Here is a 13999-nt window from a genome sequence, read left to right as displayed (position 1 = left end):
GATCCCCAGCTCGATCACTTAGTTCGAAGCTAACCTTCTGGGAGAGCAAGAAACCGATCCGGAGTCGTGTCGGCGCCCGCGGGGGAGTCCCGCCGTCGGCCCGTGCCGGGGTCCGTCGTCGCGCCGGCGCGCGTGACGAGAGCGAGCCCGCATGACCGACAGCACCCTGACCTCCGACGCCCTCACCCCCGACGACGAGCGCCGCCTCGAGGCCGCCCGCGAGAGGTACCGCGCCGAGCGCGACCGCCGGGCCCGCCCCGACGCCGCGACGCAGTACCGGCGCGCGGCGGGGGAGTTCGGCTACTACGCGAAGGACCCGTACACGGAGCGCGTCGAGCGCGAGCCGGTGACCGACCGGGTCGAGGCGCTCGTGATCGGCGCCGGCTTCGGCGGTCTGCTGACCGCGTCGCGGCTGCGTGAGGCGGGGGTGGAGTCGCTGCGCCTGATGGACGAGGCGGGCGACGTCGGCGGCACCTGGTACTGGAACCGCTACCCGGGCGTGCGCTGCGACGTGGAGTCCTCCGTCTACCTCCCGCTGCTCGAGGAGGTCGGCACGGTCCCGTCCGAGCGCTACGCGCCGGGGGAGGAGATCCGCCGGCACGCGGTCGCGATCGCCGAGCACTACGGCCTCTGCCGCGACGCGCTCTTCCAGACCCGCGCGACCGCGCTGACCTGGGACGTGGAGGCGGAGGAGTGGCTCGTCGAGACCGACCGCGGCGACGCCTTCCGCGCCCGCTTCGTCGTCACCTCCTCCGGCACCCTCACCCAGCCGAAGCTGCCCGGAATCCTCGGCATCGAGACCTTCCGCGGGCACACGTTCCACACCAGCCGCTGGGACTACGGCTACACCGGTGGCACCCCGGACGGCGGCCTGACCGGTCTCGCCGACAAGCGCGTCGCCGTCGTCGGCACCGGTGCGACCGGGCTGCAGGTGATCCCGCACGTCGGCGCGGACGCCCGCGAGCTGATCGTCTTCCAGCGCACGCCCTCCACGGTCGACGTGCGCGACAATCGGCCGACGGACCCGGAGTGGGTCGCGTCGCTGCGGCCGGGGTGGCAGCGCGAGCGGATGGAGAATTTCCTCGCGGTGCTCGCGGGCGAGCCGGTCGACGAGTCGCTCGTGCAGGACGGCTGGACGAAGACCGTCCAGCTGCAGCGCCAGATCCTCTCCGGCGTCGTCGACACCTCGCTGCCGGCCGAGGAGCGCGAGCGGCGCGACGAGCTCGCCGACCTCGACACCATGGACCGGCTCCGCGCCCGCGTCGACGCCACCGTCGAGGATCCCGCCACCGCGGCGGCGCTCAAGCCCTGGTACCGCTACATGTGCAAGCGCCCCGGCTTCAGCGACACCTACCTGCCCACCTTCAACCGGCCGAACGTCCGCCTCGTCGACACCGCCGACACCGGCGGCATCACCCGGATGACCGAGACCGAGGTCGTCGTCGGCGACACCGCCTACGAGGTCGACTGCGTCATTTTCGCCACCGGCTTCGAGGTCGGCATCTCCGGCGTCATGTCCGGCACGCTGCCCGTCGTCGGCCGCGACGGCCGCACGCTGCTGGAGGCGTGGGCCCGCGGCCCGCGCACCCTGCACGGCTTCTCCTCGCACGGCTTCCCCAACCTGTTCCACCTCAGCGGCATCCAGAACGCCAACTCCGTCAACTTCGCGCACATCCTGCTCGAGCAGGCCGAGCACATCGCCGCCGTCATCGCCCGCGGCCGCCAGGTCGGCGCCCGCTACCTCGAGCCCAGCGTCGAGGCGGAGGAGGCGTGGGTCCGCACGATCCAGGAGACCGCGGCCGACACCGGCGCGTTCCAGGCCGAGTGCACGCCCGGCTACTACAACGGCGAGGGCACCCGCTCGATCGGCGGCGCGACTTACAGCCCCGGACCGATCGCGTTCCACCGCCTGCTGCGCGCCTGGCGCGAGGACGGGATGGGCGATGTGCTCGTCGGCGCCGGCGTCGGAGCCTCGCGATGAGGCGGCCGGCGATCGCCGTCCCGGTCCTGCTCGCCGGTGCCCTGGCGGGCTGCACCGACGCGGGCGACCCCGCAGCCGCACCCGTGTCGGCGACTCCGTCGGTCGTCACCGCCGAGCGGGTGCTGCAGGTGACGGAGGTGCACGAGACGACCGGCATGACCCTGCTCGAGGGCCCGACCTTCGGCCCCGACGGCAGCCTCTACGTCGTCGACGTCACCGCCCCGCCCGGCGCCGGCAAGGTGCTCCGGATCGACTTGGAGGAGGAGAGCGTCGAGCCCGTCTGGACCGACGACGCCTCCGCGCTCACCTCCGCGCAGTTCCACCCCGGGGACGGGCGGCTCTACGTCACCGACTTCCTCAGCGGTTCCGTGCGGAGCATGACCGCCGAGGGCGAGGACGTCCGGGACGTCGTCACCGGCCCGATCGACGGCGTCCCGATGCAGCCGGACGACATCGCGTTCGGCGAGGACGGCGCCCTCTACGTCACCGACGCCGCCGGCGCGCAGGACCCGTACTGGGAGGCGTCCGGCCGCGTCGTCCGCGTCGACCCGGCGACCGGTGCGGCGACCGTGCTGGCGAGCGAGCTGCCGTCCCCGAACGGCATCGCCTTCTCGCCCGGCCACGGTGAGCTGTGGGTGAGCCTCAACACCGGCAACCGGATCGACCGGATGACCCTCGCCGAGGGCGGCGCCGAGATCGCGACCGCGTTCCCGGCGATCCACGCCTCACCCGGCATCGGCCAGGTCGACTCGATCGCGGTCGACGCCGACGGCAACCTCTACGTCGGTCTGCACAGTCGACCGGAGATCCTCGTCTACGACACCTCCGGCGCGCTCCTGCAGACCGTCGCGGTGCCGGCGGACGAGTCGACTGGGCTGAGCTCTGCGACGAACATCGCGATCGAGCCGGGCACGACGCGGGCCTACGCGACGATCAGCGGCGCCGACGGCGGCTTCGTCTACGAGTTCCCGGCACTGGCGGCGGGCGTACCGCAGTGAGCACGCGACCGCGCCCCGGACGTGGAGTCCGGGGCGCGGTCGCTGCCGGCGCTTCTCAGATCGTCTGGCCGGCGTCGGCGAGCAGGGTGCTGCCGGTCATGATCGAGGCGAGGTCGCTCGCGGCGAAGAGGACGACGCGCGCGATGTCGTCCGGAGTGCCGATCCGGCCGATCAGGCTGCTCGTCATCACCGGCATGTCCGGTGCCGGCCCGTCGCCGAGCGCCGCGGCTCCCGCGGCCGCGGCGGCCAGGTTGCCCTCGGTGGGGACGAAGGTCGGCGCGACGCCGAGCACGCGGATCCCCAGCGGGGCGAACTCGAGCGCCATCTGCTTCGTCATGCCCCGGACGGCGTGCTTGGACCCGACGTAGGCGGCGAGACCCGGCGCCGTCCCGCGGAAGCCGGCGGTCGAGACGATGTTGACGATCACGCCGCCACCGGTCATCCGGCGGGCGGCCTCGCGGGAGCCGTGGAAGACGCCGCGGGTGTTCACCGCGAAGACCTGCTCCCAGGTCTCGTCGGACATCTGCGTGACCGGCACGGCCGGGAAGATCCCGGCGTTGTTGATCCAGATGTCGATGCCGCCGAGCTTTGCCTCGACGCGGGCGGCCGCCTCGGCGACGGAGGCGGAGTCGGTCACGTCCATCCGCACCCCGAGGGCGCGCGACCCGGTGGGCAGCCCCGCGGCCGCGGCTTCAGCCCGGCCCAGGTCGAGGTCGGCGACCGCGACGGCGGCGCCGGCCTCGGCGAGCCGGGCGGCGATCGCCCGGCCGAGCCCCTGGGCGCCGCCGGTGACGACCGCGCGGCGGCCGGTCAGATCGAGCAGCTGCGCGACGCGGACGGCGGTCGCGTCGATGAACGCGGCGCTCATCGGGCGACCTCCGCGCCGAGCGCGTTCTGCGACGCGACCCGGCCGAGCCAGGCGAGGCTGGGCTTGGGCGAGCGGACGAAGGTCTCGCGGTCGACAGCGATCAGGCCGAAGGTGGGCTCCCAGTGGCCCCACTCGAAGTTGTCTAGGAGCGACCAGTGCAGGTAGCCGCGCACGTCGACGCCCTCGTCGATCGTGTCGGCGAGACCCTGCAGCGCCTCATCCGTGTAGCGGATGCGCTGGGTGTCGTCGGCGGTCGCGATGCCGTTCTCGGTGACGAGGACGGGGACGCCCTGCGTCACCTCCCAGGCGTGGCGCACCGCCATCGCGAGTGCGTCGGGGCGGTAGGCGGTGCCGACGAGGGTGTTGTCGGGGTGCGGCGGGTGCGGGACGAGACCGCGCGCGTCCACCTCCTGGCTGGAGTAGGCCTGGACGCCGACGAAGTCGTCGCCGCGGCTGCCCTCCCAGTAGACGTCCTCCTTGCCGAGGCGGATCTCGAGCAGCTTCTCCTCGCCGCCGGGGGCGGCGGTCAGTGCGCCGGCGGCGATGGTCCAGCCGACCTTGGCCGAGGTGCGCTCGCGCACGATCGCGCGGGCGGCGTGGTGGATACGGGTGAACATCCGGCCGAGCTCGGGGTCGGCGTAGGTGAGGAAGTCGCCGTGGGACGTCTTCTCTCCGCCTCCGTCGTCGGCGGCCTCGACGGTCGGGCTCTGCCACTCGCCGCTGCCGGCCTCGCTGAGGCGGCGCATCGCGGTCATGATGGCGGCCTGCATGTTCGGCTCGTTCATGGTCACGACCCACTCGACGCCGTCGAGGATCGTCGTCGCCTCGGTGACGAAGCGCTCGAACAGTGCGGAGGCGTCCTCGGCGGTCCAGCCGCCGTTCTCGGCGAACCACTGGGGAGTGGTGAAGTGCTGCAGGGTGACGACGGGGGTGACGCCGCGCTCGAAGCAGAACTCGATCATCCGGCGGTAGTGGGCGAGCTCGGCCCGGGAGAAGTGCCCGCGCACGGGCTCGATCCGCGACCACTCGAGGCTGAAGCGGTAGGCGGTGAGGCCGGCGTCCGCGAGCAGCGCGATGTCCTCGCGGTAGCGGTGGTAGCTGTCGCAGGCGTCGCCGGAGAGCTCCATGCCGGGCATCAGCTGCTCGCGGGCCCACCAGTCGCTGTTGGTGTTGTTGCCCTCGATCTGGTGGCCGGCGGTGGCGGAGCCCCAGAGGAAGCCGGTCGGGAAAGCGGTCATGATCGTCCTTCGGTCTGCGCCGTCGCGAGCGCGGCGTCGTGGTCGGGTGCGTCGTGGTGGGGTGCGGAGGAGGTGGTGGGCAGCGGCCGCGCGGCGCGGGTCGCACCCGGGGCCAGCGGGAGTTCGTGCCCGTCTGGGAAGAGCAGCCGTCCGGTGGTGCTCTCCGGCAGGTCGACGTCGACGACGAGGTCGTCGCCCTCGCGGCGCCACTCGACGCGGAGGGTGCCCCGCGGCGACTCGTGGGTTCCGCGGGCCCAGTCGAGGTCCGGGCCGGGGACGGGCGCGACGACGACGGAGCGCCAGCCGGTCGAGTCCTCGTCCTGGCGCAGCCCGAGCAGGTGGCTGTGCAGGAAGCGGACGACCGCGCCCTTGCTGTAGTGGTTGAGCGACTCGTGGGCCTGGCCCGCGTCGTCGATCCCCTCCCAGTCCTCCCAGACCGTGGTGGCGCCGCGGTCGAGCATGTGCAGCCAGGACGGCGCGGTGCGCCGGCGCAGCAGGGAGTAGGCGACGTCGGCGCGGCCCGCCTCGGTCAGCACCGGCAGCAGGTCGCCGGCGGAGAGGAAGCCGGTGCCGAGGTGGTCGTCTGCGGCGTGGACGAGGTCGACGAGTCGATCGGCGGCCGCGGCCCGCAGGTGCTCGGGGACGAGTCCGAAGGACAGCGCGCGGACGTAGGAGGCCTGCGAGTCGACGGAGGTGATCCCGTCCTCGCGGAGGTAGGCGGCCCGCCAGGCGTCGCGGATGCGCTCGGCCAGCGCGGCGTAGCGATCGGCGTCGGCGGTGCGGCCGAGCAGACCGGCGATCCGGGCGAGGGTCGCCGTCGAGCGGTGCAGGTAGGCGGTGCCCACCTCGCCCTTGTCGGCGGTGAACCAGGCCATCGGGTCGGCCTGCACCGGGTCGATCGGCCGGCCGTCGGCGTCGTGCTCGCGCGGCTCGATCCACTCGCCCCAGTGGAAGGTGCCGTCCCAGAGGAACTCCTCGAACCACTCCGGCTCGGGGGAGCGCTGCACCCGGACGTGGTGGCGCTTGGTGCGCGCCTGCTCCAGCGCCCACTCCACCCAGCGGATCATCGCCGCGACGTTCTCCTCGAGGACCAGCCGGTCGCCGGAGTCGCGGTACAGCTCCCAGGGCACGGCGACGATGGCGTCGCCCCAGCCGGCGGAGCCGGTCATCTGCGCGAACTGCTGGTCGACGTGGTGCTTGATGCGGCGGCCGTCGGGAGAGAAGTTCGTGATCCGGCCGTCGTCGAGCTGGTCGTCGCGGACGGAGCGCAGCCACTTGCGGGTGAAGCCGTGCACGTCGAAGAGGCGCGTCGCCGTGGACACGAACACCTGGTAGTCCCCGGACCAGGCGAGCCGCTCGCGGGTCGGGCAGTCGGTCGGCACGTCCACGGCGTTGCCGCGGAAGCTCCACTCGGCGATCTCGTGCAGGCGGACAAGGTCGGGGTCGCTGCACGCGAAGGTGCCGGCGCTGTCCAGATCGGTGTGCACGATGCGCATCGAGACGGTCGAGGGGTCGAACGGAGCGCCGTGGCGGGTGATCCGCGCGTATTGGAAGCCGTGCACGGTGTGCCGCGGCTCGAAGGCCTCGGCAGTCGCTCCGGCGACGACCTCGTCGCGCTGGACGAACAGCGTGGCCGGCTCGCCGGGGCGGTGGGAGTCGAGGTGCGCCGTGGAGAGGTCGCCGTCCGGGCCGCAGTGCTCCCCGAACTCGAGGACGGTCCGGGTGCCCTCGGGGCCGAGCTCCTCGAGCCGGAGCCGGCCGGAGGCGTTCTGCCCGAAGTCGAGCACCCAGACTCCCGGGCGGACCTCGCGGGCGCCGACCGGCCCTCGGGCCTCGATCACGCGGACCGGCGGAGCGGGCGACCACTCGATCGCCGGGGCGTCGACGACATCGACCAGGACGGGCCGCGCCGGCGCCTCGGCCGCGGTGAGGTCGAGGGTCTGGCCGTCCATGAGACCGGCGCCGGTGATCCGGGAGGGTGCGCTCGTCCAGGAGTCGCCGGTGCCGATGACGCGGTGGCTGCCGTCGACGAGCTCGAGGTGCAGCTCGGCGCGGAAGCCGAGGGTCGTGCCCCATTCGGCGGGGACCCGGAAGGCGCCGACCTCGCCGCGGTACCAGCCGTCGGAGAGCTCGACCTCGACGCGGTTCGCGCCGGCGCGCAGTACGTCGGTCACGTCGGCCGCCTGCGCGTGCAGGGTGCGGTCGTAGGAGGTGGAGCCGGGGGAGAGCTCCACGGCGCCGACGCGGCTGCCGTTGATTGTCGCGGTGTACAGGCCCAGCGCCGTCGAGTAGAGGCGCGCGCTGCGGACCTCCTGCTCGAGCTCGATGTCGACCACGAGCAGGTGCGCGGGCCGCCGGCCGGCGGGGCCGTCCGCGTCCTCGTCGTCGGCCGCGGGCGGGGCGGGAGAGATCCACGACGCGGTCCAGTCCTCGGCGAGCAGGCCCACCTCGAAGGCGGCCCAGCGCGACCACGCCGCGCCCGGCCGCTCCGCGCGGACCCGCCACTCGACCCGGCTCCGGCTCGCAAGAGCGGCCCAGGGCCACTCGACGAAGGTCGACGCAGTGGCGTGGGCGACGGGCAGCAGCCGGTCGTCGACGACGGCGTCGATCTCGTAGCGCTCGGCGGCGCCGCCGACGGGCAGCTTCCAGGAGAGTCGGGGCGAGCCGGTCGTGGTGGGCACGCGGTCTCCGCCGCTGTCGACCGTCAGGGCGAAGGGAGCGGGCGGGACCTGCTCGTCGTGGGCGCTCATCGGACCGCCTTGACCTTGGCCGCGATCATCAGACCGCCGATCAGCGCGAAGGATGCGCCGACCAGGTAGAGCAGGGTGTAGTTCTTCTCGGCGCCGATCGCGCCGATGCTGATGATCGCCGCGGCGATCAGGGGTGCCACGGCGCTCGGGATCTTCTGGGCGAAGGCGACGACGGCCATGTAGCGGCCGGCCTCGCTCCGGTCGGGGAGGATCGCGAAGATGATCGCCTGGTCGACGGTCGCGAAGATGGCGATCGCCAGCTGCATGAGCACCGCGCCGATGATGAGCTGGGGCAGCGACCAGGCGAACGCCTCCGTCACGGCGCCGCCGACGAAGACGACGGCGGAGATCGCGACGAAGAGCCGGCGGCGCTTCAGCCGGTCGGAGAGGAAGCCGCCGAGCAGCGCCCCGCCGGTCGCGGCGACGACGCCGAGCATGCCGATGCTGGCCACGACTCCGGCGACCTCGCGGACGGGCAGGTCGAGCCGCTGCGCGTAGAAGAAGGTGCCGAACGTGGTGTTGAAGTAGAGGCCGATGAAGAAGACGAAGCGGCCGAGCCAGTTCCAGGAGAAGTCGGGGTAGCGGCGGACGTCGAAGCCGTAGCTGCGCATCACGGAGCCGAGGGTGACGGTCGCACCGGCGGGAAGGGACTTCGAGCTGCCCTCCGGCTTGACGAAGGGGAACACCGCGATCAGGATCGCGCCGATCAGGCCGGGGATCGCGAAGACGAGGAGCGTGCTCGAGGACACGGCGTAGGCGATGCCGATGCCGAGGATGGGGGCGACCTGGTTCATCAGGTTGGTCAGCGCCGAGACCTTCCCGCGCTGCGAGTCGGGCAGCTTGTCCGCCTGCAGCGTCTGCACGGCGGCCCCGGAGATCGACCAGCCGGCCATGCCGAGGACCCAGCCGCAGCCGACCAGGAGCAGGTTCGGCGCGAAGCCCATCAGCAGGAGGCCGGTGAGGCCGATGCCCGCACCGAGGAAGAGGAACGGCGTGCGGCGGCCCCAGCGCGAGCGGGTCCGGTCGCTCCACAGCCCGACGAGCGGGCTGATCAGCAGGTAGACGACCTGCGCGATGCCGGTGATGACGCCGAGCAGCTGCTCCTGCCCGGGCGCGAGCTCCGAGATCCGCAGCGCGATGCCGTAGGAGAGCGGCACCATCATCGCCATCGAGCCGCCGAAGCTGGCGAGCATCAGCCAGAGGATGTAGCTGCGGCTGACCGGCTTCTGCGCCTCGGCCGCAGCGGGGCTCACCAGGTCGATCGGTGGCACCGCCCCGGGCTCGGCGGCCGGAGCGGCGGGGGAGGTCCCAGCGCCGGCGGGGACGTGGACTTCGGGATCGTGCGTGGTCACCGAGACTCCTTCATCAGGTGGCGTGCGCCCGCGGCGTCGCGGGGACCGGAGCGTCGGTGCTCCGGTGAATGGTGACCACCGTGGTCACCTTTCGAACCGTAACCAGTGTGGTTAGCTTTGACAAGCGACAACGGGAGTGAACTCCCTGCGACGGAGGAGGAGCCCATGACGACTGGAACCGAGCAGGCCGACGCGCCGCCCCGCGGCCGTAGGGGGCCCTATGCGTCCACCCCGGCGCGGAAGGCGGAGATCGTCCGCGCCGCGTCCGCGAGCTTCGCGGAGCACGGCTTCGAGCGGGCGTCGCTGCGCGACATCGCCTCCCGCGCGAACCTCACCCACGCCGCCCTGCTGCGCCACTTCGCCACCAAGGACGAGCTGCTGCTCGAGGCCCTCCGGCAGCGCGACGCCGACGACATCGCGCTCGCCGAGCGGATCCTCGCCTCCGAGCACTCGCCGGAGCAGGTGCTCTCGAGCGTCTTCGCGGAGGAGTTCGCGCATCCGGAGCAGCAGCGCAACTGGCTCGCGATCACGATCGCCGCCACGGACCCCGGCCATCCCGCGCACGACTTCTTCGTGCAGCGGCGCGACCGGGTCCGCGGCTACTTCTCCACCACCCGGCTCGCAGCGGCGGAGGACGGCGAGGAGGTCACCGCGGACGAGAAGATCACCCTCGTCCTGGCGATGATCGACGGCCTGCGCATCCAGTCGCTGCTCGACCCCGGCCGCCGCGCGCTGCCGCTGCTCGACGTGTTCCTGCGGCTCATCGCCTCGCCCTGATCGGACGGCGGAGGAGCTCGATCCGCACGACCCGGAGGTCGTGGGTCGGGAACATGAAGTAGCGCTCGTCGCCGTTCAGCGTGCGGCCGGGCCGCCACTGGCCGTCGACGAAGGTCTCCTCGGTCAGGGTGTCCCACTCGACGAGCTCGCCTGGCCGGGAGAAGCGGACGGTGGCGCCGCGAGCGGCGACGAGGAATTCGTCCCCGCCGAGGTGGATCACGACGCCGTAGCCGGTGACGACCGCGGCGGAGTCGCCCGTGCCCTCGCCGAACATGCCGCGAGTGTCGAGCGGGCCGGAGACCGTGACGGAGTAGCCGCCCAGCTCGACCGTCTCACTCGCGCCGGTGGCGAGCCGGAAGCCGTGGATCCGGTCGTCGATCTGGGCGTCCGTGATCACGGACGACAGCGACTGCAGGACCTCGAACTCCCGGAAGAGCTCCTCGTGGTCGAGCACGTCCTCGATCCCGAAGACGTGGAAGCCGAGAGCCGCGTGGGCGCCGACAGCCACGCTCGCCAGTCCCGGCTCGGGGCGCGCCTCCGGCACGAGGATCGCATTGCCGGCGACGTCGAACGAGGCGACCGCGCCTGCGAAGTCCTCGATGTAGATGTCCGGCGCGAGCAGCGCGAGCGTCGGTGCGCCGATCTGCCAGACGTCGATCATCCGCGCCACCGGTCCGCCGCTGGGGTACTGCCCGGGCTCCGCAGCGTTCGGCTGCGGTCCCAGCCAGGCGTTGGTGAACATCGGCAGCGGGTACTCGCGCTCACCGGCCGCCGCCACGTGGTTCACGAATCGGCAGAAGCCCCAGGCCATGAAGACCTCGTCGGCCTCCCGGCCGCTGCCGAAGACCTCCGCCCAGCTGCCGGTGGAGCGCGCGCCCTGCGAGGTCCACAGCTCGCGGAGCCACGGCTGCAGGGCGTCGCCGCGCTCGGCGAGCCCGTCGAGCAGTGCCGGCGGCACCGGGGCCGACCAGGCCGCCTCGGCGAGGGGACCGCGGTCGCGGCTGTCGCCGAGCAGGCCGACCTCGTTCTGCACCTGCACGGCGATGACGGTGTGCTCGGGATCGACCTCGCGCAGGTGCGCCATCAGCGCGGTGAAGGCGCGCGCGTCGGCGCGGAGCAGGTCCTCGCCGAAGACGCTGAGGATCGGCCCGTCGAGGCTGAAGCGGCCGGTCAGCAGGTTCTCCTCGTCGCGCTCGGCCCGCGGGAAGCGCTCCTCGTCGCGGCGCACCCAGCTCGGCGCGTAGGACGACTCGGCGTTCTTGTACGAGCCGAACCAGATCAGGATCAGCCGGATGCCGCGGGCCCGAGCCTGGGCGATCTGGTCGTCGACGGCGGTGAAGTCGAAGACGCCCTCCTCCGGCTCGACGAGCTGCCAGCTCGCGGCGCCGATGACGGAGCGCACACCGGCGGCGGCCAAGCGATCCCAGACGGGAGCGAGGTAGGCCGGGCTGGACGGGCTGGAGTTGTGCAGCTCGCCGCCGAGGGCGAGGAAGGGCTCACCGTCGACGATCAGCCGCGAGCCGGAGCCGCGGCGCTCGATCCGCGGGAGGACACGGTCGGCGCTCACTGGACGGACCAGCCGCCGTCGGAGGCGAGCACGGCACCGTTGATGTTCACGCCGTCGTCGGAGAGCAGGAAGCAGATCGAGGCGGCGAGCTGCTCGGCGGTCGCGATCGTCGGGATCATCGCCTGGAACGGCTGCAGCCGGGCCGAGCCCTGCTCGGACATCGTCGGCGGCATCGGGATGCCGGTGGCGACTCCGCCGGGAGCGACCGCGTTCACGCGGATCCCCTGCGGACCGTACATGAAGGCCGCCGAGCGGGTGAGGCCGAGGACGCCGTGCTTGGAGACGGTGTAGGCGTTGCCGGAGCTGTTGCCGCGCAGCGCCGCCTCGCTGGCGACGTTGACCACCGAGCCCCGGCCGGCGGCGAGCATCGTCGGCAGCACCGCGCGGAGCACCTTGAACGGTCCGGTCAGGTTGATGGCGATGACGCGGTCCCAGACGGCGTCACTGGTCTCGTGCGCGGGGGAGAAGTCGTCGTTGATGCCCGCGACGTTCGCGAGGGCGTCGATCCGGCCGTCCGCCGCGGCGACGAGCGCGTCGACGTCGGCCTGCGCCGTGATGTCGGCGCGCACCGCGACGACCTCGAGACCGGGGTGGCTCGCCACCAGCTCGTCCAGGCGCTCCGCCGAGACGTCGACGGCGACGACGCGGCCGCCCTCGCGCGCGATCCGGGAGGCGGTGGCGTGGCCGATGCCGGAGGCGGCGCCGGTCACGACGACCGTGCGGCCGGCGAAGCGTCCGGGCGTCACCCGCTCGGCCCAGCCGGAGGACTCGGCGTCGGCGGGGAGCACTCCGTCGTTCGCAGCGAGCACCAGCTCGTCGATCACCGACTGCGGCATCTGCCCGTTGCTGACGGCGACGAGCTGCTGCAGGGGGAGGCCGCGCAGCGGCGCGAGCATCTCCTCCTGCGTGCCGCTCTGCGCGAGCAGGGCGCGCACGAGCGGCCCGCCCTCCGGGTGGTCGAGCCATTCGCCGATCGTGCTGCCGGCGGTGACGGGGGCTGTCGTGCTCACGGTGTGCTCATCTCTGATCGAGGGGACGACGGTCGAGGGATCGACGGTCGAGGGGTCGCGGGTCACCAGTCGTGGACGGTGCCGTCGGCGAGCCGGTTGTAGGGGAGGTAGGCCTGCACGTAGGGGTACTTGCCCGCCTCGTCGACGTCGAGCTCGACGCCCAGGCCGGGCTCGTCGCCGGGGTGCAGGAAGCCGTCGGTCCAGGTGAAGGACTGCTGGAACGTGGCGTTCGTCTTCGCGCCGTGCTGCATGTACTCCTGGATGCCGAAGTTGTGGATCGACAGCCCCAGGTGCATCGCGGCGGCCATGCCGACGGGCGAGATGTCGGTGGGCCCGTGCATGCCGGACTTGATCTGGTACTGCGCCGCGTACTCGAGGGTCTTCTTCAGCGCGGTGATGCCGCCCATGTGCGTGACGGCGCCGCGGACGTAGTCGATCTGCTGGTCGCGGATGAGGTCCTTGAAGTCCCAGACGGTGTTGAAGATCTCGCCGATCGCGAGCGGCGTGGTGGTGTGCTGGCGGACCAGGCGCAGCGCCTCCTGGTTCTCGGCCGGCGTGCAGTCCTCGAGCCAGAACAGGTCGTACGGCTCGAGCGACTTGCCGAGCTTCGCGGCCTGGATCGGCGTCATCCGGTGGTGGCCGTCGTGCAGCAGCGGCAGCTCGGGACCGAACTCGTTGCGCACCGCCTCGAACACGGTCGGCAGGTGGCGCAGGTAGGAGCGGGTGTCCCAGTCCTCCTCGGCCGGCAGGCCGCCGCGCTGGGCGGGCTCGTGGTCGTAGCGGACGCCCTTGTTCGCCTCGGCGGTGATGTTCGAGGCGATGCCGTAGATCGACTTCAGCCCCGGGACGGCCGTCTGCACGCGGATCGAGCGGTAGCCCTGCTCCTGGTGCGAGCGGATGCTGTCGAACAGCTCGCTGTTCGACTTGCCCGAGGCATGGCCGTAGGCCATCAGACCGGTGCGGGAGGCGCCGCCGAGCAGCTGGTAGACCGGCATGCCGGCGGCCTTGCCCTTGATGTCCCAGAGCGCCATGTCGACGGCGGCGATCGCGGCCATCGTCACCGGGCCGCGGCGCCAGTAGGCGGAGCGGTAGAGGAACTGCCAGGTGTCCTCGATGGTCGACGCGTCGCGGCCGATCAGCAGCGGCACGACGTGCTCGCGCAGATAGGCGACGACGGCGAGCTCGCGCCCGTTGAGCGTCGCGTCGCCGAGGCCGGTCAGGCCGTCGTCGGTGGTCAGCTTCAGGGTGACGAAGTTGCGGTCGGGACTGGTGACGATGACGTCGGCTCTGTCGATGCGCATGCGGCGGTCTCTCCGGTCTGGCCCGCGGGGAGCGCGTCGCAGGCGGTGCGGCGACGGCGCGGGCTCGGCCAGTGAAACAGACTCATCCACGGTTTGGCAAGCGGTTCCACACCGTCGAACCACCTAGGGTCAGAAGGTGGGTGGACGCGCGCGGCGT

10 protein-coding genes are annotated in these 13999 nt (G+C 72.5%); 3 read left to right on the top strand and 7 right to left on the bottom strand.

Going from position 1 to position 13999, the window contains the following annotated elements:
• Positions 1-151: 151 nt before the first annotated feature.
• Entirely contained in the window at positions 152-1981 is a 1830-nt protein-coding gene (locus tag MT353_RS10765) for an NAD(P)/FAD-dependent oxidoreductase (RefSeq protein ID WP_243624391.1), read from the top strand.
• Positions 1978-2979: an SMP-30/gluconolactonase/LRE family protein gene (locus tag MT353_RS10760; protein ID WP_243624390.1), complete on the top strand. Its 1002-nt coding sequence runs from the start codon at positions 1978-1980 to the stop codon at positions 2977-2979. Before MT353_RS10765 ends, MT353_RS10760 begins: the two co-directional genes overlap by 4 nt.
• A gap of 55 nt (positions 2980-3034) precedes the next feature.
• Here MT353_RS10760 and MT353_RS10755 read toward each other — a convergent pair whose 3' ends face one another.
• The 4 genes from MT353_RS10755 to MT353_RS10740 are packed head-to-tail and all read right to left on the bottom strand — an operon-like array spanning position 3035 to position 9187.
• Entirely contained in the window at positions 3035-3847 is an 813-nt protein-coding gene (locus MT353_RS10755; protein WP_243624389.1) for an SDR family NAD(P)-dependent oxidoreductase, read from the bottom strand.
• Complete coding sequence (locus MT353_RS10750) at positions 3844-5085, bottom strand: glycoside hydrolase family 1 protein (protein ID WP_243624388.1); 1242 nt, start codon at positions 5083-5085, stop codon at positions 3844-3846. Before MT353_RS10750 ends, MT353_RS10755 begins: the two co-directional genes overlap by 4 nt.
• On the bottom strand, positions 5082-7835 hold the full coding sequence (locus MT353_RS10745) for an alpha-L-rhamnosidase (RefSeq protein WP_243624387.1): 2754 nt from the start codon (positions 7833-7835) through the stop codon (positions 5082-5084). Before MT353_RS10745 ends, MT353_RS10750 begins: the two co-directional genes overlap by 4 nt.
• On the bottom strand, positions 7832-9187 hold the full coding sequence (locus MT353_RS10740; protein ID WP_243624386.1) for an MFS transporter: 1356 nt from the start codon (positions 9185-9187) through the stop codon (positions 7832-7834). The genes MT353_RS10745 and MT353_RS10740 overlap by 4 nt, the downstream gene beginning before the upstream one ends.
• Positions 9188-9352: 165 nt before the next feature.
• On the opposite strand from MT353_RS10740, the gene MT353_RS10735 reads away from it, so the two are divergent.
• Positions 9353-9964 carry a TetR/AcrR family transcriptional regulator gene (locus MT353_RS10735; protein ID WP_243624385.1) on the top strand — a complete coding sequence of 204 codons (612 nt, stop codon included), beginning with the start codon at positions 9353-9355 and terminating at the stop codon, positions 9962-9964.
• Here MT353_RS10735 and MT353_RS10730 read toward each other — a convergent pair.
• From MT353_RS10730 to manD, 3 genes are all read right to left on the bottom strand, one after another.
• Positions 9948-11531: a DUF5597 domain-containing protein gene (locus tag MT353_RS10730; protein ID WP_243624384.1), complete on the bottom strand. Its 1584-nt coding sequence runs from the start codon at positions 11529-11531 to the stop codon at positions 9948-9950. The genes MT353_RS10735 and MT353_RS10730 overlap by 17 nt on opposite strands.
• Positions 11528-12541 carry an SDR family NAD(P)-dependent oxidoreductase gene (locus tag MT353_RS10725; RefSeq protein ID WP_243624383.1) on the bottom strand — a complete coding sequence of 338 codons (1014 nt, stop codon included), beginning with the start codon at positions 12539-12541 and terminating at the stop codon, positions 11528-11530. Before MT353_RS10725 ends, MT353_RS10730 begins: the two co-directional genes overlap by 4 nt.
• A 62-nt stretch (positions 12542-12603) precedes the next feature.
• Complete coding sequence (gene manD, locus MT353_RS10720; RefSeq protein ID WP_243624382.1) at positions 12604-13842, bottom strand: D-mannonate dehydratase ManD; 1239 nt, start codon at positions 13840-13842, stop codon at positions 12604-12606.
• Between the last annotated feature and the right edge of the window lie 157 nt (positions 13843-13999).

Origin of the sequence: Rathayibacter sp. VKM Ac-2927 (assembly GCF_022815525.1) — a bacterium.
Lineage (GTDB): Bacteria > Actinomycetota > Actinomycetes > Actinomycetales > Microbacteriaceae > Rathayibacter > Rathayibacter festucae.
Note: the sequence above shows the minus strand (reverse complement) of the source record. Positions and strands in the feature narration are given on the sequence as shown.

Excerpts from the sequence above, each read along its gene's own strand:
- MT353_RS10760 (WP_243624390.1), top strand. The coding sequence starts at position 1,978 with ATGAGGCGGCCGGCGATCGCCGTCCCGGTCCTGCTCGCCGGTGCCCTG.
- MT353_RS10755 (WP_243624389.1), bottom strand. The coding sequence starts at position 3,847 with ATGAGCGCCGCGTTCATCGACGCGACCGCCGTCCGCGTCGCGCAGCTG.
- manD (WP_243624382.1), bottom strand. The coding sequence starts at position 13,842 with ATGCGCATCGACAGAGCCGACGTCATCGTCACCAGTCCCGACCGCAAC.
- MT353_RS10735 (WP_243624385.1), top strand. The coding sequence starts at position 9,353 with ATGACGACTGGAACCGAGCAGGCCGACGCGCCGCCCCGCGGCCGTAGG.
- MT353_RS10765 (WP_243624391.1), top strand. The coding sequence starts at position 152 with ATGACCGACAGCACCCTGACCTCCGACGCCCTCACCCCCGACGACGAG.
- MT353_RS10750 (WP_243624388.1), bottom strand. The coding sequence starts at position 5,085 with ATGACCGCTTTCCCGACCGGCTTCCTCTGGGGCTCCGCCACCGCCGGC.
- MT353_RS10745 (WP_243624387.1), bottom strand. The coding sequence starts at position 7,835 with ATGAGCGCCCACGACGAGCAGGTCCCGCCCGCTCCCTTCGCCCTGACG.